Below are 19,849 nucleotides of genomic sequence, written 5' to 3' on the forward strand. Positions count from 1 at the left end.
CGAAAAACGGTCGCGGGATTAGCTCACCCCGCGACCGCTTTTTATGCTTGCGAACAGCGTGTCGCTCAGGACTCCACGTCTTCGAGACTGAAGATTTCCGACTGGTCGTTATACGAGAAGATCTCGCCATAACGACCCCAGTCGATCACGGTGTCGAGTGTTTCTTCCGCCGCGCCGTCGGAGAGAAAGTCCTCCAGTTCCTGCTCGAAACGCACGCGCGGCGCGCGATGGCCCGGCCGCTCGTTGAGCACCTTCTTGATCCGCGCCGCGAGCGGCACGTGGCGCAGCAGATGTTCGGCGAACATCATCTTGCGCTCCTGCGTGCCAAACTCCGCGAACACGCGCGCGGGCGGCGTGAGGAGCACGTCGCCTTCGCGCACGTCGGCGAAACCGAGGTTCTGCAGCACTTCGGCGATCGGGAACAGGTCGTCCACTTCCAGATGCAGCGAGCGGGCGATCTCCGGCATGTCAGCGCGGCCGTGATATGGCGCCATCGCGAGCGTTTCAATCAGACCGGCCATCAGGTTGGTCGACACGCGCGGCAGCCAGCTGCCGAGTTCCAGTCCCTTCCTGGTGGTTTCGTCGGTCTGGCGCGCGGTCATCTTCGCGTAGATGTCGTCCACGAGCTTGCGGAACACCGGGTCGAGACGGTTGCGCGGGTGCTTGAACGGCACCTTGATCTCGGCCACCACGCGGCCCGGATTCGACGAGAGCACGAGAATGCGGTCGCACATGAACACGGCTTCCTCGATGTTGTGCGTGACGATCAGAATCGACTTGATCGGCAAGCGGCCTTGCGTCCACAGGTCGAGCAGATCGGTACGCAGCGTTTCGGCGGTCAGCACGTCGAGCGCCGAGAACGGCTCGTCCATCAGCATGAGATTGGGATCGACCACGAGCGCGCGCGCGAAACCCACGCGCTGGCGCATGCCGCCAGAAAGCTCACGCGGATACGCGTTTTCAAAGCCGTCCAGACCGATCAGGTCGATGGCCGCAAGCGCCCGCTCGCGCCGCTCGCGTGCGCCTACGCCCTGCGCTTCGAGGCCCGCTTCCACGTTCTGCAGCACGGTGAGCCACGGGAACAGCGCGAAGGTCTGGAACACCATCGCCACGCCTTCGGCCGGCCCTTCGAGCGGCTTGCCGCGCCAGGTGACGTCGCCCGACGTCGGCGAGATCAGGCCCGCGATGATGCGCAGCAGCGTGGACTTGCCCGAGCCCGAGCGGCCCAGCAGCCCGACGATCTCGCCCTCGCGCAGCTGGAGGTTGGCGTCGTCGAGCACGAGCAGCTCGCCCTGGGACTTCTTGAAGCCCCGGCACACGTCCTTCACGTTCAGAATTTCTTCGCCGAGGCGCGGCGGGTTCGGGGCTGTCTGCACATCGCCGTGCGCGGCGCTCAGCGTCTTGGGGTTTTGCATCGCGTTACCTTCGATCATTCGTTGTTCGATCAGTCGTCGATCAGTCGAGTCGCAGACGGGATTCGGCATACGTGTACAGCGGGCGCCACAAGAGGCGGTTGAACAGCGTGACGAAGAGCGACATCACGGCAATGCCGAGAATGATCTTCGGGTAATCGCCGGCCGCCGTCATCTGCGCGATGTAGGCGCCCAGGCCGTGCGCGACGACCTTCGTGTCGCCCCACTGCACGAACTCCGCGACGATACTCGCGTTCCACGCGCCGCCCGAAGCCGTGATGGCGCCCGTCACGTAGTACGGGAAGATGCCCGGGAGCATGGCCTGACGCCACCATTGCCAGCCACGAATATGGAAATTCTTCGCCGCTTCCTTGTAGTCGTTCGGATAGGCGCTGGCCCCTGCAATCACGTTGAACAGGATATACCACTGAGTGCCGAGCACGATGAGCGGCGACAGCCAGATGTCTGGGTTCAGGTGAAAGCGCACGATCACGATCACGAACACCGGGAACAGCAGGTTCGCCGGGAACGCCGCGAGGAACTGCGCGATCGGCTGAACCTTCTCGGCAAGTGCCGGGCGCAGACCGATCAGCACGCCGAGCGGCACCCAGATCACCGAAGCGACGGCGATCAGCAGCATCACGCGAAGGAGCGTGATGAAGCCGAGACCGAGCACGTGCCACACTTCGTCGAGCGTCACGCCAGTGCGCACGAAGGCCACCACGCGCCACACCACGAACACGGTCAATGCGATCACGAGCACGGCCCACACGGCGTCGCCGATGCGTGCACGCAAGCCGCCGCGGCCGCGCGCCACGGGCGCGGCGAACGACACGTTCGGAAACGACGGCAGCTGGATCGGCATGCGCGCAGCCTTGGCGAAGAGCCAGCCGAGCGGCACGAGCAGTTGATGAATGAGATGGGTGCGGCGAATGAGGTCGAGCAGCCACGATTCCGGGGCGTCGCCCGAACTCGTGTTCTCCATGCGGAACTTGTCGGCCCACGCCACGAGCGGGCGGAACAGGAACTGGTCGTAGGCGAGAATCACCACGATCATCGTGAGGATCACCCAGCCCACGGCATGCAGGTTCTTTTCCGAAATCGCCTGCGCCAGGTACGCGCCGATGCCCGGCAGCGTGATCGTGTTGTTGCCCACCGTAATCGCTTCGGAGGCCACGACGAAGAACCAGCCGCCCGACATCGACATCATCATGTTCCAGATGAGGCCCGGCATCGAGAACGGCACTTCGAGCTTCCAGAAGCGCTGCCATGCGGTCAGGTGGAACCCGCGCGAGACTTCATCCAGATCGCGTGGCACCGTGCGCAGCGACTGGTAGAAGCTGAAGGTCATGTTCCAGGCCTGGCTCGTGAAGATCGCGAAGATCGCCGCGAGCTCAGCGCCGAGCACGCGCGAAGGAAAGAGCGCGAGAAAGAACGTGACCGTGAACGAGATGTACCCAAGCACCGGCACCGACTGCAGGATGTCGAGAATCGGCACGAGGACCTGGCCCGCGCGGCGGCTCTTCGCCGCGAGCGTGCCGTACACGAGCGTGAAGATGAGCGACGCCACCATCGCCGCGAGCATGCGCAGCGTGGTGCGCATCGCGTACTCGGGCAGGTTCGCGGGATCGAGCGAGATGACCTGGGTCTTGAGCGTGGCGATGGGCGCCATGGTCTCGTGAAAGCCCACGGCCGCCATCGCGATCAGGCCGATCATCAGCGGGAACGCCACGAAGTCCCAGCGGTTCGGCAGCACGCGCCACGCCGAGGCGTTGGCCGTGCGATTCAGGTTGAAGCTGAACTCCATTCAGACGCCCTCCGCGCCGGGTTTCAGAAAGGCGGACGATGTAGCGTCCGTACCGCGGGACAGGCGTGGCACTTGCTGCGGGGATGGCGGATCGACAAGGGCAAGGCGCATGGACACAGAATTTCGTTGGCGTTGATGACACGGCGACGATGCCGCGGTGGCACGCACCGCCCGCGCAGTTGCGGCTGGCGGCTGGCGACTGGGCTTGCCTCGACTGAAACGGCACGACACTACTACAACCTTCATGACACTAACAACCGCACCCGGCACGCCGCGAAAGCCAGATCACGCGGGCTTTCGAGGTGCTTTCGCCGTCCTTCTGGAGAGCTTCCAGAACCCGCCGCACGCGGCTTCAGAACGTCATCGTGATGACGCATCGATGACGCCTTGATGACACGACGACGCGGCACCTGTCTGCGCACTTGCGTCCGCGCCTGCCTCATTCAGGCCGCCAACGCCAGTGGGCGTCGCTTGCGCGCCACACGCTGGCCCACGCGCGCGAAGCCGCGCTGACCGCGCTCGCGTCCCCTCCACCCGGCTCATCGCCGCGTATTGCCGTGCTGACGGCATGCTGCTTGCATCTCAGCGATCCGCGCTCGCCCCGCCGCCCGCTCGCGCCGCCTCGCAACGCCGCGCCGACGCTTCGAGAGCGGGCTCGCCAGCCCCGTTCGAGGGGTAAAATCGACACGCTCCGTCAGTGGCGCTCCGACGCGCAGGGGCGCCGATACCCACGCCTCAATACCACTCGCGAACCAGAAGGCCGATGAACAGGAGACTCTTGCGTCAGGCAGCCGGACCCCTCGGGGTCGTGGTGGTCGCGCTCGTCTGCTGGGCGGCGGCCGACTGGCTCGCGGACCGCATGGTCCGCCAGGAGTTCGAGGCCGCACTCGCCGCACAGCGCCAGATGATGCGCTCGGTCGTGGACAACATGGCCGAAGTGATCGCCAGCGATCTCGCCATGTCGCGCGCCATTCCGGCGACGATGGCCGAAACACGCGTCGTCCAGCAGGCGCTCACCGAGGCCGCGCATTATGCCGCGTCGAGCGATTCGACGGAACTGGCGCGGCGCAAGGAGCTGCAAGGCGTGCCGGCGCTCGCCGGCGTCGACCGCTTCCTCCACGACGCTCAGGGCTTCTCCGGGCTCGATGCGATCTGGCTAGTCAACGCGAACGGGGTCTGCATCGCGTCGAGCAATGCGCTCGAAAAAATCTCCTACGTCGGCGTGGACATGCGTCCGCGCGCCTATCTGAACGACACGCTGCTCGGGGCGTTCTCCGAAGCCTACGGTGTGGGCACGGCAAGCGGCGAGCCCGGTATTTTCGTCGCCGCGCCCGCCTATGACGACGGCCTGCTGGTCGGCGCCGTGGTCGCGAAGGTCAGCATCGCGCGGCTGCGCCACTGGGTCACCCACCCGGGCACCTTCGTCGCGGACAACAATGGCGTCATCATCATGGCCCATGACAGCGCGCTCGAAGGACGCGCTTTGCCAGGCTCGCACGTCGCCGAAATGAACGCGGTGGACCGCGTGAACACCTATCTGCGCGAGCGCTTCGCGCCGCTCGAGCTGCGCTCGGCATCGAAGACCACGTTGGGCGAGGCGCCGTGGATCCCACGCGCCGACGCCGCGCAAATGATCGAGTTGCCGGGCCAACGCTCGCCTGCCCTCTACGAGCAGCGCGGCGGCCTGAACTCCGGGCTCTCGGCACACCTCGTGGATCCGGTCAATGCGTGGTCCGACCTGATCGCGAACCACCAGCGCGACCGGCTCCTCATTTTCCTCACGCTCGCGGGCACCGCAGCGCTCGCGGCGGTGATCTCGGTCTCGTGGGTCCGCGAGCGGCGTCTGCACCACGCGAGCCGCGATCTCGCCGGGCAGTTGCAGGCCGCGAACGCCCTGCTCGCCGCCGAGGCGCGCCACGACGCCCTGACCGGCGCGCTCTCGCGGCGCTACTTCCTCGACCTGCTGCGCCGCGAGATCGAAGCGGCCTATGCGGCGGGTGCGCCGCTGTGCATGGCGATTGCCGACCTCGACTACTTCAAGCAGATCAACGACCGTTTCGGCCACCCGGCGGGCGACCGCGCGCTCCTGCATTTCGTGGAGACCTGCCGCGCCGAACTACGGGCCGACGACGCTGTTGGCCGTCTGGGCGGCGAGGAGTTCGGCATCCTGCTGCCCGCGACCTCGCTCGCCACGGGCCTCGCCGTGCTCGACCGCCTGCGCCAGCAGGTGGGCAAGCGCATTTGTACGGAACTGCCCGAGGAAGCGAGCGTGAGCGTGAGCATCGGCGTGACCGAACTTGCCGCCGCGCAGGATCAGCCCGAGCGCCTGATGAGCCGCGCCGACCTCGCGCTTTACATGGCGAAGGCGGCCGGGCGCGACCGGTGCGAGGCCATGACCGCCGAGGGCGTCGTGCCGCCGCGCGCCGCGGCGCCGACCTGGTGAGCGCGCAACGAGCTTGCGCAACCAGGCACGTGAGGGATGCCCGTACCAGGCTGCGGGGCTCGCCCGGCTCAACCAGCGAGGCGCGGTATCATGGGACGAACGGTGCGCGCCAGTCCATGCGGTGCGCATGAGTCAAACCGCGCCACTTCGGTGTTCCGCACAAATCTGGAGGCATGCATGAAGGGAAATCTGGTCATTGTCTGCCGCGATCAGGATGCGCTCGCGTTCGACCAGTTGATGGTCGAGTACGGCGCGTTCCAGACGCGCCTGTCATCGACCGCGTGGTACCTGAAACTCGACGCCACGCCCGAGCTGATCCAGGAAGAGATTCTTGCCCGCCTCGGCAAGTACACCACGCACTACATCTTCGAGGCCGACACCGTGACCTACAACACGGTGGACAACGACGCCGCTGCCGCGCTCGACACACTCTTCACGGTCTGACCGGCTGCGCCCAACTTCACCTGGCGTCGCTGAGGCGGCGCTTTCGGGCGGAACCTCCGGTCAAACCTGGTCAATTCCAGGTCACGCCCATCCGGCCATGCCCCGCCTGTTCGGTGCGGGCTCCCGCAGGCCATTCGTACGCGATTTACCAGATCTGCGCCGCCTCGGATACGGTGCGCTCCACCACGTCGAACGCAAACGTCATGCGCACCGAGAGCCCGCCGCTCTCGCCGTTGCCGATCGAGAGCTCGCCGCCCGCTCGGCGCACGAGCCGCTCGACGATCGCGAGGCCGAGGCCGCTGTGGCCGTTGCCGCCGCGCGCCGGGTCGAGGCGCACGAACGGCCGGCTCGCCTGCGTCAGATCCTGGTCGGCGATGCCCTTGCCGTGGTCGCGCACGGTGAGCGAAAAGCCCGTCGCGCCGCGCTTGCTTTCGATCACGACGGGCGGTGCGCCATACGCATGTGCGTTGTCGAGCAGATTTGAGATCACGCGCTCGAGCGTGGCCGCGGGCAGACGAAACTCCGGCCCCGCGCGCAGATGCGTTTCGATCGCAATCGTCTCGCCGTTCGCCGTGCGGTGGTTGCTCGCGATACGCTCGCACTGGTCGTCGACCTCGACGGGCTCGCTGCGATCGGCGCCGTCGTGCGCGAACACGAGGAACTGGTCGACGATGTGCGCCATCGACTCGACGTCGCGCACCACGCCGTCACGCACCTTTTCTTCGTCCATCATCTCGGCGCGCAGGCGCAGCCGCGCGAGCGGCGTCTTGAGATCGTGCGCCACGCCCGCCAGCATGACGGCGCGGTCTTTTTCCGTGCGCTCGACTTCCTTGACCATCTGGTTAAAGCCCAGCGTGAGCTGTCGCAGCTCGCGCGGCCCGCGCTCGGGCACGGGCGGCACCGGCTCGCCGCGGCCGAAGCGCCCCACGGCCTGAGCGAGCGAGCGCAAGGGCTGCTGCAACATCCACGCGGCCACGAGCGCGGCGATCACGGCGGTGGCGAAAATGGTGATGACCCAGGGCAGAAACTTGTCGAGCGGCCGCATGACGCGCAGCGGCTGGCCCGGCACGACGATCCAGCGGGCGTCCTGCGGCCCGCGCACCCAAAGCGTGGGCGGCCCGCCAGGCGGCCCGACGCGCACGTCGGTGCCGGGCGGCATGCGCTCGCGCACGTCGTCGATGAAATGGCGCAGCGGCTCGGGCATGCGTTCGGTGACCGGCGGCACGGCTGTGCTCGCCGGATCGACGAGTTGCACGCGCGAAGGCAGCGGCTGGTCGGGCTCGCGCTCGACGTGCTGGCGCACCGCGTCGACGAGGAAGGTCGCTTCCTCGACGGCGTAGCGCGTTTGCATCTGATTGTGTTCGACGCGCATGAGCGTGAACCAGGCGACGTGCGACACCAGCAGAACGCCGATGAAGATGACCGCGAGGCGCCCAAACAGCGAATCAACCGGCCGGCGCATGGTTGCCCTGCTCTCCGTCGGGAACGAACACGTAGCCGCGCCCGCGCACGGTCTGAATGAAGCGCGGCGTGGACGGGTCACTTTCGAGAATGCGCCGCAGACGCCACACCTGCACGTCGATGCCGCGGTCGGTGCCGTCGTACTCGGGACCGTGCAGCAGTTCCAGCAGGCGCTCGCGCGTCAGCGTGCGCATGGGGTGGTTCACGAAAATCTTCAGGAGCGCGAACTCGCTGCCCGACAGCATGATGGGCTTGCCTTCCTGCTGCAGCGTGCGCGACTGGAAGTCGAGCGTGAAGCGGCCGAACGCGTACGGTTCGCGCTGCTCGGGCGCCGCGGCCGAAGGCACTGTGCGGCGCCGGCGCAGCACCGCCTGCACGCGCGCGAGCAGCTCGCGCGGGTTGAACGGCTTGCCGAGGTAGTCGTCCGCGCCGAGTTCGAGGCCGACGATGCGGTCCACGTCGTCCGCGCGCGCCGTGAGCATGATGACGGGGATGTCGTCGCCGGCTGCGCGCAGCTTGCGCAGTGCGGTCAGGCCGTCCACGCCCGGCATCATCAGGTCGAGCACGATCAGGTCCGGGCGCTCGCGCTCGAGCCGCCGCTCCAGCGAGCCGGCGTCGTGCAGCACCGAGACTTCCATGCCCTGGCGCGCGAGATAGTCGCGCAGGAGGTCGCGTAGTTCGAGGTCGTCGTCGACGACAAGGATTTGAGTAGCCATGGGATGAAGTGTAACGCGCGCGCACGGGCCGTTTGCTTACAGGTCTTCCACCTGGGTTACGAGGTGTTACCGCGAAAGGCGTGTGTAATGTCGCGTAATCTCGGCGGCCCGCCGCGTAACACGCGCTGCCTGCCGGGTCGATACGCTAGGGACACCGGTTGCGAGCGCCACCACTTTCCAGAGCGCCGCGCCAGACCGGATAAAACCCTCATGGATTTGTCAGGAGCATCACCATGTACAAGACGACTTCGCGCCTTCTCGCTATCGCCGCTGCCTCGCTCGCACTCACCGTGGGCGCCACCGCCGCGAACGCCCAGACCCCGCCGCCGGGCGGTCCCGGCATGATGCACAGCGGTCCGGGCATGCATGGCGGCCCCGGCATGCACGGCGACTTCATGCTCGGCTTCAAGAAGCTGCACGACAAGCTGAACCTGAACGCCGCGCAGGAAAAGCAATGGCAGGCCGCGCTCGACACGATGAAGCAGAACGGTCAGGCCATGCGCAAGAATCATGAACAGATGAAGCAGCAGTTCGATTCGATGAAGAACCAGCCGATCCTCGACCTGGCCGCCATGCACACGGCGCACGAGCAGGTGGAGCAACAGAACCAGCAGCTGCGCGAGCAAACCACGCAAGCGTGGCTCGCCTTCTACAGCGGCCTGAACGACCAGCAGAAGACGACCGTGAGCACGGCGATCAAGGAGCGCTTCGCGAAGATGGAGCAGCGCCACGAGCAGATGCGCGAGCGCTGGGAGCAGCACCACAAGGGCGGCGCTTCGGCACCGGCCGCGCAGCAGTAATCGGCCCACAGACGCGCCGCCTCGCTGCGGCGCGCCATTGCGCAAACACGTGCAAATGCGCGACAAAGCGCCGCGGGATTCGTCCCTGCGGCGCTTTTTTCATGGCGCGAGCGCGCGCCGGCCGCCGCCGGCCAAATACTCAGACGAGATCGAACAGCAGCACTTCGGCCGCTGCGCCGTTCGCGAGCGCGATGCCCGTCTCGGCCTCGATCATCGCGGCATCGCCGGCTTCGAGGCGCTGGCCGTTCACGTCCAGCGCACCGCGCGCGACATGCAGATAAACGCGCCGCCCGGCGGGCACCGCATATTCGACGCGCTCCTCGCCGTCCACGAGAGCCGCGTAGATCGAGGCATCCGACTGCACGCTCACCGAGCCGTCACGCCCGTCGGGCGAGGCGACGAGGCGCAGCCGCCCGCGCTTGTCCGCGTCGTCGAAGCGCTTTTCCTCGTAGCCGGGCGCCCCGCCACGCTCGCGCGGGAGCAGCCAGATCTGCAGCAGGTGCGCTTGCTCTTCCTTCGAGCCGTTAAACTCGCTGTGCATCACGCCCGTGCCGGCACTCATGCGCTGCACGTCGCCGGGGCGGATCGTCGAGCCGTTGCCCATGCTGTCGCGGTGTGCGAGCGCGCCGGAAAGCACATAGGTCACGATCTCCATGTCGCGGTGGCCATGCGCGCCGAAGCCCTGGCCGCCCGCGATACGGTCGTCGTTGAGCACCCGCAGCGCACCGTAGTGCATGTGCGCTTCGTCGAAATAGTCGGCAAACGAAAAGCTGTGGTACGAGTCGAGCCAGCCGTGGTTGGCGTGGCCGCGTTCGTCGGCGCGTCGGATAGTCAGCATGGCAATCTCCGGTCAATCATGTCGATACCCGAAGGTAAGGGCGGCGGCCCGCTTGCACAATCCGCAGCGGCGCACCGCATCGTTTCGCCAGCAACATCAATGGGCTGCATTGCTATCGTCGCCCTCCGTCAGACTGGCACGCCCTCCGGCTTCGGGTAAAATACCGCGCTTTTCGGCCAGCGTGAGCCTGATGGCCCGGGGGTGGGCAACCGGAGGTGGGCGACCCGGGGCGGCTACCCCGCCCCGCCAGCGTGAGCTGCCGCCGGTGCCGGAGTGCATCGCGCTTTCCGACCCGCATTTTTGATCGCCTAGAATGGCGGCCAACGGCCACGAGCCGGTCCGCCTGGCGTCGGCCGCGCGCCCCTTACCGCGCCGCGCCGCCCGTATCCGCCGTGCATGGGACCGGAGTCAGTGCTAAAAGAGCACTCACTCCGGCTCGACAGGAGAATGATGAAGAAGTTTGCAGTGTGCGTGGCGCTCGCCCTGATCGCGGGCAGCGCCGTCGCCAAAGAGTGGAAAACCGTGCGCATCGGCGTGGACGCCAGCTATGCGCCGTTCGAGTCCAAAGCGCCGAACGGACAGATCGTCGGCTTCGATGTCGACCTCGCGAAAGCCCTGTGCGCGCGCATGAACGTGAAGTGCGTCTGGGTCGAGAACGACCTCGACGGCATTATCCCGGCGCTCAAGGCCCGCAAGTTCGACGCGATCGTGTCGTCGCTGACCATCACGCCGCAGCGGGCCCAGCAGATCGACTACTCCGCGAAAATGTTCGATGCGCCCGCACGCATGCTCGCGCGCGCGGGCTCGCCGCTTCGGCCGACGCCGGCGTCGCTCAAGGGCAAGAACGTGGGTGTCGAGCAAGGCTCGACCCAGGAAGCGTACGCGAAGGCGCACTGGGCGCCGCAGGGCGTGAACGTGATCTCGTACCAGAATCAGGATCAGGTCTACCAGGATCTGCTAGCCGGGCGCCTCGACGCCACGCTGCAAGACGAGGTCCAGGCGGATTTCGGCTTCCTGAAAACGCCGCGCGGCAAGGGCTTCGCGTGGGCGGGCCCGGAAGTGGAAGACCCGGCGACGATCGGCGACGGCACCGCGATCGGCCTGCGCCGGGAGGACGCCGACCTGAAGGCGAAGTTCAACACGGCGCTGGCCGCGATTCATGCCGACGGCACGTTCGACAAGATCGCGAAGCAGTACTTCGACTTCGATATCTACAAAGACAAGTGAACGGGAAAGCACACGCAGGTAAATAAACAACGAGACACCACCGCTCGTGTCACGCGCCATGACGCATGAAAGCCCCGATGGACCAACACCAGGCTTCGTATATACAGTCACAGGCGCGCTCACGAGCGCAATCGCATCGGCCGCGCGCGCGTACGCAACACCGCGCAAAAAACCGCGTGGCCATGAACGGATTTGAACCGCGGCAGACAAGCGCCGCGCCTTTCGCGGTGTGAGAAGCGCACCGTCAAGGACTCGCCCATGTTTCTTCAAGGCTACGGCCCGCTGATCCTCGCCGGCACCTGGCAGACCGTCAAGCTCGCCGTGCTGTCGCTCGCGCTCTCGTTCGTGCTCGGACTGATCGGCGCGGCGGCCAAGCTCTCCAAAAACCGCGTCGCGCACGGCGCGGGCACGCTATACACCACCCTCATTCGCGGCGTGCCCGATCTCGTGCTCATGCTGCTGCTCTTCTACAGCATCCAGATCTGGCTGAACAACCTCACCGACATGCTCGGCTGGGATCAGATCGACATCGATCCGTTCCTCGCGGGCGTGGTCGTGCTCGGCTTCATCTACGGCGCGTACTTCACCGAGACTTTCCGCGGCGCGTTCCTCGCGGTGCCGCGCGGCCAGCTCGAAGCGGGCCACGCCTATGGCATGACGGGCTGGCAGGTGTTCACGCGCATCATGTTCCCGCAGATGATGCGTTTCGCGCTGCCCGGCATCGGCAACAACTGGCAGGTGCTCGTGAAGTCCACGGCGCTCGTCTCGATCATCGGCCTCGCCGACGTCGTGAAGGCAAGCCAGGACGCCGGCAAAGGCACGCTGCGTTTCTTCTTCTTCACGCTGCTCGCCGGCGCGATCTATCTCGTCATCACCACGGTCTCCAACTTCGTGCTGATGTATCTCGACAAGCGCTACTCCACCGGTGTGCGCAAGGCGGATCTATAAATAGCGCGAGGCCAAGACCATGCAAGACTTCGTCCAACTGATCCAGCAGTACTGGCGCAACTATCTCTACTCCGACGGCTACCATTTCAGCGGCGTGGTCATCACGCTGTGGCTGCTCGTCATCTCGATCGGGCTCGGCTTCTGCCTCTCGGTGCCGCTCGCCGTGGCCCGCGTGTCGAAGAAGAAGTGGCTCGCCGGGCTCGTGTGGCTCTACACGTACATCTTCCGCGGCACGCCGCTCTACGTGCAGTTGCTGCTGTGCTACACGGGCCTCTACAGCCTCGAGATCGTGCGCAACCACGAACTCACGAGCGCGTTCTTCAGGAGCGGCATGAACTGCACGCTGCTTGCGTTCACGCTCAATACCTGCGCGTACACCACCGAAATCTTCGCGGGCGCGATCAAGGCGACGCCCTATGGCGAGATCGAAGCCGCGCGCGCGTATGGCATGTCGCAATTCACGCTGTACCGCCGCGTGATCCTGCCTTCGGCGCTGCGCCGCGCACTGCCCTACTACAGCAACGAAGTCATTCTGATGCTGCACGCAACGACCGTGGCCTTCACGGCCACCGTGCCGGACATCCTGAAGATCGCGCGCGACGTGAACTCGGCGACGTATCAGTCGTTCGGCGCATTCGGCATCGCCGCACTGTTGTACCTGATCATTTCTTTCACGCTCGTGTGGCTGTTCCGCCGCGCCGAGCGCCGCTGGCTCGCATACCTGCGACCGCAAGGCAAGTGAGCCCTAAAGGTCAATTGATGAATTCCCAGAAGCAGAAGCTGTTCGTCGACTCCATCCACAAGAAGTACGGCGACAACGAAGTCCTCAAGGGCGTGTCCCTGAAAGCCAATGCGGGCGACGTGATCAGCGTGATCGGCTCGTCCGGATCGGGCAAGAGCACGATGCTGCGTTGCATCAACTTCCTCGAGCAGCCGAACGCAGGGCGCATCGTGGTGGATGGCGAGGAAGTCGCCACGCGCGCGGACAAACGCACGGGCGCACTGCACCCCGCCGACGCGAAGCAGCTCCAGCGCGTGCGCACCAAGCTCGCCATGGTGTTCCAGCACTTCAACCTCTGGTCGCACATGTCGGTGCTCGAGAACGTGATCGAGGCGCCTGTGCACGTGCTGGGCTTGTCGCGCAAGGAAGCCGAAGATCGCGCGCGCACCTATCTGGAGAAGGTCGGCCTCGCGCCGCGCGTGGAGAAGCAATACCCCTCGCACCTCTCGGGCGGCCAGCAGCAGCGCGTAGCGATTGCCCGCGCGCTCACCATGCACCCCGACGTCATGCTGTTCGACGAACCCACTTCGGCGCTCGACCCCGAACTCGTGGGCGAAGTGCTCAAGGTCATGCAGAAGCTCGCCGAAGAAGGCCGCACGATGATCGTGGTCACACACGAAATGGGTTTCGCGCGCAACGTTTCGAACCACGTCATGTTCCTGCATAAGGGACTCGTGGAAGAGGAAGGCCAGCCGGCCGAGGTCTTCGCCAACCCGAAGAGCGAGCGCCTGCGCCAGTTCCTTTCAGGCAGCCTCAAGTAAGACGACTCGCAGGGTCGCCGCCTCTCGGCGATGTAGTAAAAGTAGTTTTACAAGGCGCTTACAGCGCCTTTTCTTTTTGGGCCTTTAGCCCTCTAAAAACCATCCGTTTACGCTCAAAAACGGCGTTTTTCGCACTACTCCTTGTGAAATCTCCCGTCAATAGTGGCAATCCTGAACTCAGCCGTTCGATTGACGTGAGTCCCTTGTCCCGCAAGGTTTTCGACCTATTTGTAGTACCTCTCTGACCACCATCCAGGAAGACCATATTGCAATTTGACGACATCCCGGGGTGCGAGCACGAATTAGTTCGCCAGCGCGGACCTTTTTTGCTAAATTAGTAACCAAAGTAGCAAAACAAAGTTCATTAAAAGTAGTTTCACTTCAAAAAGAACGGGAGATGCCAGTCAACCAGGGGACCTGCAAGACGACCTAGCATGGGTCATGCAGCGGCACCAGCCCGTACGCCGGTCCTCGGGGTAATTCTCCCTTACGCGACGATTTCTGTTCGCAGCGCCGCCAAGCGCACGGACGTCTTTCGCAGTACTAAGGTTGACTCTTTGACAGGGTATGGAGGAGAAGATGAAGAAAGCTTTGCTCGCCGCAGCATTGATGTCGGCTGGCGTGGTCGCGCATGCACAAAGCAGCGTGACGCTGTATGGCCGCCTCGACATGGGTATTGCGTATATGAACGGCATCGGTGCTGGTGTTAGCACCACCCCCGGCAGCATCGGCGCGGCTACCCACGGCTCCAGCCAGGTTCAGCTCGAAAGCGGCTACTGGGGCACCAGCCTCTGGGGCATGAAGGGCGTTGAAGACATCGGTGGCGGCAACAAGGTTCTGTTCCACCTGGAAGGCAGCTTCAGCACCGCGAACGGCTCGCTCGGCTCGGCCGGCTCGCTCTGGAATCGCTGGGCAACTATCGGTGTCGCTAACGACCAGTTCGGTACGCTGCTCGCTGGCCGCATGCTGTTCATCTCCAACGGCATTTGGGACTTCGACCCGTTCGGTCAGTCGAACTGGTCGTCGGCTTCGATGGTCCGTGGCCGCAACTGGCCGCAATCGAGCAACAACATTTCGTACCAGTCGCCGAACTGGATGGGCTTCGACGTGTACGGCCAGTACGCGTTCTCGAACGCAACGAACTGGAACGGTAACGGCTCGACGAGCCAGGGTCGCGAAGCCGGCCTGCAGCTTACCTACACCAGCTCGCTGTTCCAGATCCGCGGCCTGTACGACGAAATCCGCAATCCGAACAACGGCCAACTGGGCGGCATCTACAACGCGCTCAACGGCGGCACGACGACGCCGATCGGCACGCAAGCGACCGGCAACGGCGTGTTCGCGTACTCGCGTGACTACATGGCCATGTTCAACCTGTTCCTCGGCTCGTTCAAGGTTCAGGGCGGCTACGAAGCCATCCGTTCGTCGGGCATGAACCCGGGCATCATCGGCCAGCCGACCACGCTCGACCACGAGTGGGGCGGTGTGACGTGGCAAATGACGCCGGCTGCAGCTTTGATCGCAGCGGTCTACCACGTCAATGCGAACAACGGCGGCGGCAACGCCACGCTGTACACGGTTGGTGGTTCGTACAACCTGTCCAAGCGCACGCTGCTCGACATCCAGGCAGGCACGGTGCAGAACAGCAAGGCGGCCAACTTCGGCCTGAACGCCAACAACTTCGGTACGGCGGCAGCAACCGGCAACCCGCTCCCGGGCCACAGCCAGGTTGGCGTGTATGCAGGTATCCAGCACTCGTTCTAATTCGAAGCGAGTGTAGAAAGAACAGCTACATCGACGTTTTCACGCTGCTGCGAGAGGCGCGTATCGGTGCGATGTCCGAAAGGGTATCGCACCGTTTTTTATGCTGGGGACGGGCCGTGCAAGCGGCGCCGTCCCCTTTTCTATTGGTGCTTCAGGTGCTTCGTGTACTTCTGGGACCGGCAGTGCAAAGCGGGCGGCCTCAAACCGCCGCTTCGTTTTCCTCGCCCGTGCGGATGCGGATCACGCGCTCCACATCGGTCACGAAGATCTTGCCGTCGCCGATCTTGCCGGTGCGCGCCGCGCCGATGATCGCGTCGATCACCTGGTCGGCCTGGTCGTTCGCGACCACCACCTCGATCTTCACTTTCGGCAGGAAGTCGACCACGTATTCGGCGCCGCGGTAAAGCTCCGTGTGGCCCTTCTGGCGGCCAAAGCCCTTGACCTCAGTGACGGTCAGGCCCGTGAGGCCCACTTCGGCGAGCGCCTCGCGTACTTCGTCGAGCTTGAACGGTTTGATCACAGCAGTAATGCGTTTCATGGCGAACCTCGTCTCGTTATCGGATTTGTCGGAAATTTCGGAACATGTCGGGATTCTACGCTGTGCGGCCGGGGCTCACGCCGAGGGCTTGCCCGCAGGCGCCGCGCTCGCCCCGCTCGCTTCATCGGGTACGCGCTCCAGATCGGCGAGCCATACCACCGACTCCGAATCGCTTGGCGCGCGCCAGTCGCCGCGCGGCGAGAGCGAGCCGCCCGAGCCGACCTTCGGCGCATTCGGAACACAGGTGCGCTTGAACTGGCTCTGGCGGAAGAAGCGGTCGAGGAAAATGCGCAGATTGCGCTTGATGGCCGCGAGATCGTACTGATTGCGCACGACCTTCGCGTTCTCGGGCCACGCTCCCGCTTCGCGGTCACCCCACGCGTGGCGCGCGAGGAACGCGACCTTCGAAGGCGCGAAACCAAAGCGCAGCGTGTAGTAGAGGTTGAAGTCCTGCAGCTCGTACGGGCCGATCGTGCTCTCGGTTTTCTGCTCGGGCGCGCCATCGGACTTGCCGGGGATCAGCTCCGGGCTGATATCGGTGGCGAGAATCGCGTCGAGCACGTCGCGGCCGCTCTCTCCGTTCTGGCCAATCTGGCCCGTTTCGGCCACCCAGCGCACGAGGTGCGTGATGAGCGTTTTCGGCACGCTCGCGTTCACGTTGTAGTGCGACATGTGATCGCCCACTCCGTACGTGCACCAGCCGAGCGCAAGCTCGGAGAGATCGCCCGTGCCGATCACGATCGCGTGATTGAAGTTGGCGAGGCGGAACAGGTGATTCGTACGCTCGCCGGCCTGCACGTTTTCGAAAGTGATGTCGTAGGTTTCCTTGCCTTCCGAGTACGGGTGGCCGAGGTCTTCGAGCATCTGCATGCAGCTCTGGCGAATGTCGATTTCGCGCGCCGTGCAGCCCACGAGCGCCATCAGTTCGCGCGCCTGGCGCAGCGTGCGCTCGCTCGTGGCGAACCCAGGCATGGTGTACGCGAGGATGTTCGCGCGCGGCAGCTCGAGGCGATCCATCGCCTTCGCGCACACGAGCAGCGCATGCGTGGAGTCGAGGCCGCCCGAGACGCCAATCACCACCTTCTTGATGCCCGCCTGCGAAAGCCGCTGCACGAGCGCCTGCACCTGGATGTTGTAGACCTCGTTGCAGCGCTCGTCGCGCCGCTTCGGATCGGCCGGCACATAGGGGAAGCGCTCCACGCGGCGCGACAACGCGAGCGTTTCGCGCTGCCATGCGCCCTCGCCCGCCAGCTCGCAGGCAATCACGCGAAACTTCGCGACTTCAGCGGCGTGGCGGCGGATCGAATCGCCGAACGTGGTCTGGCGGATGCGCTCCTGCTGCAGCCGCGCGAGATCGACATCGGCGAAGATGAGGTGCGAGTCGTCGGAGAAGCGCTCCGATTGCGCGAGCAGTTCGCCGTTTTCGCAGACAAGCGCGTGGCCGTCCCAGGCCATGTCGGTGGTCGACTCGCCCTTGCCCGCCGAGGTGTACAGATACGCGGCGAGACAACGCGCCGATTGTTGCGACACCAGTTGCTGCCGGTAGCCCGCCTTGCCCACCACGACGTTCGACGCCGAAAGATTGACGAGCACCGAAGCGCCCGCGAGCGCCGCGAACGACGACGGCGGAATCGGCACCCAGACGTCCTCGCAGATCTCCACGTGAAAGCGCAGACCCGCGACCTGCGGCACCTCGAACAGCAAGGACGCGCCGAACGGCACGTCCGCGCCGGCAAGGCGCACGGTGTCGGTGCTCGCGCTATCGGCGGCACTGAACTGGCGCGGCTCGTAGAATTCGCCGTAGTTCGGCAGGAAGCTCTTTGGCACAACGCCCGCCACACGCCCGCCCGCCACGACCGCAGCGCAGTTGAATAGCGAATGTCCCGCGCGCACCGGCAGACCCACGATCATCACGAGCGGCAGCGCCGCGGACGCTTCCACGATCTGCGCGAGCGCACGCTCGCAGGCGTCGAGCAACGCTTGCTGATGGAACAGGTCGTCGCAGGTATAGGCCGAGAGGCCAAGCTCGGGGAACGCGACGAGCGCCGCGCCCTGCGCGGCGGCCTCGTGCGCGAGCGCGAGCGTCTCACTGGCGTTGAATGCGGGATCGGCCACACGGCAGCGCGGCACGCCCACGGCCACGCGCGCAAAGCCGTGCGTATAGAGATTGAAGAAGCGCTCTTTCATTTCGATAACCTTGAGGCGGGCGCGCTGCGCACGAAAGCGCGCGCTCTGACGTTCGGGCTGCTTGATGCCGCTTGATGCCGCTTGATGCTGCCTGATGCTGCGTGGCTGACACCGCTGCACGAGGCGCGGCGCTCCTCACCCGCTCGGGACGTTTGCTTTACCATGACCGTTTGCCGCGGCAGGCGCTGCTGAAACACCCACGCCGCTTCCCACGCCAACGGGCACGCATGAAACAGGAACATTTCGATTATCGCACGGGCATCCTCGGCTCACCGTCCGAGGTCGACGCCGCCGAATGGAACGCGCTGCTCGCACGCCAGGCGCAGCCTACGCCCTTTTTGCGCCACGAATTCCTCGCGGCGCTCGACGCCACGCGCTGCACCACGCCGAACGAGGGCTGGGCGGCGCAATTCGTCACGCTCACCGACACACGCACGGGGCGCCTCGCCGCCGCCGCACCCGTGTATCTGAAGGGCCACTCGTACGGCGAGTACGTGTTCGACTGGGCCTGGGCCGACGCGTACAAGCGCAACGGCCTCGAGTACTACCCGAAGCTCCTCTGCGCCGTGCCGTTCACGCCGGTGCAGGGCACGCGCCTGATCGCCGCCGACGCAAGCGCGCGCCGCCATCTGGCCGCGACGCTGCTCGCCTTCGCCGAGCAGGCCGACGTCTCGTCGCTGCACGTGCTCTTTCCGACCACCGAAGACGCCGAGGCGCTGACCGACCTCGGCATGATGCAGCGCGAAGGCGTGCAGTTTCACTGGCTCAACGACGGCTATCGCGACTTCGAAGACTTCCTCTCGACGCTCGAACAGAAGAAGCGCAAGAACATCCGCGCGGAACGCCGCAAGGTGCACGAGGCCGGCGTGACGATGCGGCGTGTGCGCGGCGAGGACATCAGCGACACCGAATGGCGCTTTTTCAGCCGCTGCTACCGGCAAACCTACCGCGAGCATTTCTCTTCGCCGTACCTGAATCTCGACTTCTTCCGCATGATCGGCGAGACGATGCCGGAGAATCTGCTGCTCGTGATCGCCGAACGCGAAGGCAAGCCGATCGCGAGTTCGCTCGTGGTCTGGCAGCGCGGTGAGCATGGTCAAGGCGGCACGCTCTATGGCCGCTACTGGGGCGCGCTCGAACACGTGCCCTGCCTGCACTTCGAGACTGCGTATTATCAGCCGCTCGAATTCTGCATCGAGGAAAAGCTCGACGTGTTCGAGGGTGGCGCGCAAGGCGAACACAAGATGGCGCGCGGTTTCCTGCCCACCCCCACGCGCTCGGCGCACTGGCTCGCCCATCCCGCGTTCTCCGATGCCGTCGCGCGCTTTCTCGAAAGCGAGACGAACCACATTCACGCGTACATGCACGAGCTCAACGAGCGCAATCCTTTTCGTGCATGAGTCGCGCGTGCTCATACGTAAAACTCGCGCGCGCTCTGTCCTGAAACGCCCTCGCCCATAACGATCATCGCTTCCAGAACTATGCCGTGGTTCCTCTACCTGCTCGAATGCGCCGACGGCAGCGTCTACACGGGCATCGCCATTGACGTCGCCGCCCGCTTCGCCCAGCACGCGAGCGGCACGGGCGCGCGCTACACGCGCTCGCGCAAGCCGGTGCAGGTGCTCGCGCAATTCGAGTTCGCCGACCGAGCGCGCGCCTCGAGCGCCGAATACTGGGTCAAGCGCCTCACCCCGCGCGAAAAGCGCGCGCTCGCGGCCGGCG

At 65.2% G+C, this 19,849-nt stretch carries 17 protein-coding genes; 10 read left to right on the forward strand and 7 right to left on the reverse strand.

Going from position 1 to position 19,849, the window contains the following annotated elements:
- Positions 1–65 precede the first annotated feature (65 nt).
- Both M3I54_RS13625 and M3I54_RS13630 read right to left on the reverse strand, forming a co-directional pair.
- On the reverse strand, positions 66–1,415 hold the full coding sequence (locus tag M3I54_RS13625) for an AAA-associated domain-containing protein (RefSeq protein WP_254336672.1): 1,350 nt from the start codon (positions 1,413–1,415) through the stop codon (positions 66–68).
- Positions 1,416–1,455: 40 nt separating this feature from the next.
- Positions 1,456–3,219 (reverse strand): ABC transporter permease subunit, encoded by a 1,764-nt coding sequence (locus tag M3I54_RS13630; protein WP_254336635.1) that lies wholly within the window; start codon positions 3,217–3,219, stop codon positions 1,456–1,458.
- 763 nt (positions 3,220–3,982) lie between these two features.
- Here M3I54_RS13630 and M3I54_RS13635 point away from each other — a divergent pair.
- Both M3I54_RS13635 and M3I54_RS13640 read left to right on the forward strand, forming a co-directional pair.
- The gene (locus M3I54_RS13635; RefSeq protein WP_254336637.1) at positions 3,983–5,662 is read left to right on the forward strand and encodes a diguanylate cyclase; all 1,680 of its coding nucleotides are present in this window, start codon (positions 3,983–3,985) and stop codon (positions 5,660–5,662) included.
- 177 nt (positions 5,663–5,839) lie between these two features.
- Positions 5,840–6,106, forward strand: a complete 267-nt coding sequence (locus tag M3I54_RS13640) for a hypothetical protein (RefSeq protein ID WP_254336640.1) — start codon at positions 5,840–5,842, stop codon at positions 6,104–6,106.
- A gap of 145 nt (positions 6,107–6,251) precedes the next feature.
- Here M3I54_RS13640 and M3I54_RS13645 read toward each other — a convergent pair whose 3' ends face one another.
- The gene (locus tag M3I54_RS13645; protein ID WP_254336641.1) at positions 6,252–7,568 is read right to left on the reverse strand and encodes an ATP-binding protein; all 1,317 of its coding nucleotides are present in this window, start codon (positions 7,566–7,568) and stop codon (positions 6,252–6,254) included.
- Positions 7,552–8,283 carry a response regulator gene (locus M3I54_RS13650; protein WP_028207713.1) on the reverse strand — a complete coding sequence of 244 codons (732 nt, stop codon included), beginning with the start codon at positions 8,281–8,283 and terminating at the stop codon, positions 7,552–7,554. The genes M3I54_RS13645 and M3I54_RS13650 overlap by 17 nt, the downstream gene beginning before the upstream one ends.
- A 233-nt stretch (positions 8,284–8,516) precedes the next feature.
- Here M3I54_RS13650 and M3I54_RS13655 point away from each other — a divergent pair, with 233 nt between their 5' ends.
- Entirely contained in the window at positions 8,517–9,083 is a 567-nt protein-coding gene (locus M3I54_RS13655) for a periplasmic heavy metal sensor (protein WP_254336643.1), read from the forward strand.
- A 139-nt stretch (positions 9,084–9,222) separates the two neighbouring features.
- On the opposite strand, the gene M3I54_RS13660 is transcribed toward M3I54_RS13655, so the two are convergent.
- Positions 9,223–9,921 carry a pirin family protein gene (locus M3I54_RS13660; protein ID WP_254336645.1) on the reverse strand — a complete coding sequence of 233 codons (699 nt, stop codon included), beginning with the start codon at positions 9,919–9,921 and terminating at the stop codon, positions 9,223–9,225.
- Between the two features lie 450 nt (positions 9,922–10,371).
- On the opposite strand from M3I54_RS13660, the gene M3I54_RS13665 reads away from it, so the two are divergent.
- The 5 genes from M3I54_RS13665 to M3I54_RS13685 all read left to right on the forward strand — a co-directional run bounded on the left by M3I54_RS13665 (position 10,372) and on the right by M3I54_RS13685 (position 15,402).
- Positions 10,372–11,148 carry an ABC transporter substrate-binding protein gene (locus M3I54_RS13665; protein WP_254336674.1) on the forward strand — a complete coding sequence of 259 codons (777 nt, stop codon included), beginning with the start codon at positions 10,372–10,374 and terminating at the stop codon, positions 11,146–11,148.
- 258 nt (positions 11,149–11,406) lie between these two features.
- Positions 11,407–12,096 (forward strand): ABC transporter permease, encoded by a 690-nt coding sequence (locus tag M3I54_RS13670; RefSeq protein WP_028207717.1) that lies wholly within the window; start codon positions 11,407–11,409, stop codon positions 12,094–12,096.
- Positions 12,097–12,115: 19 nt separating this feature from the next.
- Positions 12,116–12,838, forward strand: coding sequence for an ABC transporter permease (locus tag M3I54_RS13675; RefSeq protein WP_254336647.1), 723 nt, complete (start codon positions 12,116–12,118; stop codon positions 12,836–12,838).
- A gap of 17 nt (positions 12,839–12,855) precedes the next feature.
- Entirely contained in the window at positions 12,856–13,638 is a 783-nt protein-coding gene (locus M3I54_RS13680; protein ID WP_254336649.1) for an ABC transporter ATP-binding protein, read from the forward strand.
- Positions 13,639–14,217: 579 nt separating this feature from the next.
- Positions 14,218–15,402 carry a porin gene (locus M3I54_RS13685; protein ID WP_254336651.1) on the forward strand — a complete coding sequence of 395 codons (1,185 nt, stop codon included), beginning with the start codon at positions 14,218–14,220 and terminating at the stop codon, positions 15,400–15,402.
- 199 nt (positions 15,403–15,601) lie between these two features.
- Here the strand turns inward: M3I54_RS13685 and M3I54_RS13690 are convergent, their stop codons facing one another.
- Positions 15,602–15,940: a P-II family nitrogen regulator gene (locus M3I54_RS13690; protein ID WP_027795598.1), complete on the reverse strand. Its 339-nt coding sequence runs from the start codon at positions 15,938–15,940 to the stop codon at positions 15,602–15,604.
- Between the two features lie 75 nt (positions 15,941–16,015).
- Positions 16,016–18,127, reverse strand: coding sequence for an NAD(+) synthase (locus tag M3I54_RS13695; RefSeq protein WP_254336653.1), 2,112 nt, complete (start codon positions 18,125–18,127; stop codon positions 16,016–16,018).
- A 227-nt stretch (positions 18,128–18,354) separates the two neighbouring features.
- On the opposite strand from M3I54_RS13695, the gene M3I54_RS13700 reads away from it, so the two are divergent.
- Together M3I54_RS13700 and M3I54_RS13705 are read left to right on the forward strand one after the other, a co-directional pair.
- Positions 18,355–19,527 carry a GNAT family N-acetyltransferase gene (locus M3I54_RS13700; RefSeq protein ID WP_254336655.1) on the forward strand — a complete coding sequence of 391 codons (1,173 nt, stop codon included), beginning with the start codon at positions 18,355–18,357 and terminating at the stop codon, positions 19,525–19,527.
- An 81-nt stretch (positions 19,528–19,608) separates the two neighbouring features.
- Positions 19,609–19,849: GIY-YIG nuclease family protein (locus tag M3I54_RS13705; RefSeq protein WP_254336657.1), on the forward strand; the 241-nt coding region annotated here is incomplete at its 3' end.

It is taken from the genome of Paraburkholderia sp. CNPSo 3274 (assembly GCF_024206475.1).
Lineage (GTDB): Bacteria > Pseudomonadota > Gammaproteobacteria > Burkholderiales > Burkholderiaceae > Paraburkholderia.

Coding starts and splice junctions, on each gene's coding strand:
- M3I54_RS13665 (WP_254336674.1), top strand. CDS start 10,372: ATGAAGAAGTTTGCAGTGTGCGTGGCGCTCGCCCTGATCGCGGGCAGC.
- M3I54_RS13625 (WP_254336672.1), bottom strand. CDS start 1,415: ATGCAAAACCCCAAGACGCTGAGCGCCGCGCACGGCGATGTGCAGACA.
- M3I54_RS13635 (WP_254336637.1), top strand. CDS start 3,983: ATGAACAGGAGACTCTTGCGTCAGGCAGCCGGACCCCTCGGGGTCGTG.
- M3I54_RS13645 (WP_254336641.1), bottom strand. CDS start 7,568: ATGCGCCGGCCGGTTGATTCGCTGTTTGGGCGCCTCGCGGTCATCTTC.
- M3I54_RS13650 (WP_028207713.1), bottom strand. CDS start 8,283: ATGGCTACTCAAATCCTTGTCGTCGACGACGACCTCGAACTACGCGAC.
- M3I54_RS13660 (WP_254336645.1), bottom strand. CDS start 9,921: ATGCTGACTATCCGACGCGCCGACGAACGCGGCCACGCCAACCACGGC.
- M3I54_RS13685 (WP_254336651.1), top strand. CDS start 14,218: ATGAAGAAAGCTTTGCTCGCCGCAGCATTGATGTCGGCTGGCGTGGTC.
- M3I54_RS13690 (WP_027795598.1), bottom strand. CDS start 15,940: ATGAAACGCATTACTGCTGTGATCAAACCGTTCAAGCTCGACGAAGTA.
- M3I54_RS13640 (WP_254336640.1), top strand. CDS start 5,840: ATGAAGGGAAATCTGGTCATTGTCTGCCGCGATCAGGATGCGCTCGCG.
- M3I54_RS13680 (WP_254336649.1), top strand. CDS start 12,856: ATGAATTCCCAGAAGCAGAAGCTGTTCGTCGACTCCATCCACAAGAAG.
- M3I54_RS13670 (WP_028207717.1), top strand. CDS start 11,407: ATGTTTCTTCAAGGCTACGGCCCGCTGATCCTCGCCGGCACCTGGCAG.
- M3I54_RS13655 (WP_254336643.1), top strand. CDS start 8,517: ATGTACAAGACGACTTCGCGCCTTCTCGCTATCGCCGCTGCCTCGCTC.
- M3I54_RS13700 (WP_254336655.1), top strand. CDS start 18,355: ATGAAACAGGAACATTTCGATTATCGCACGGGCATCCTCGGCTCACCG.
- M3I54_RS13630 (WP_254336635.1), bottom strand. CDS start 3,219: ATGGAGTTCAGCTTCAACCTGAATCGCACGGCCAACGCCTCGGCGTGG.
- M3I54_RS13675 (WP_254336647.1), top strand. CDS start 12,116: ATGCAAGACTTCGTCCAACTGATCCAGCAGTACTGGCGCAACTATCTC.
- M3I54_RS13695 (WP_254336653.1), bottom strand. CDS start 18,127: ATGAAAGAGCGCTTCTTCAATCTCTATACGCACGGCTTTGCGCGCGTG.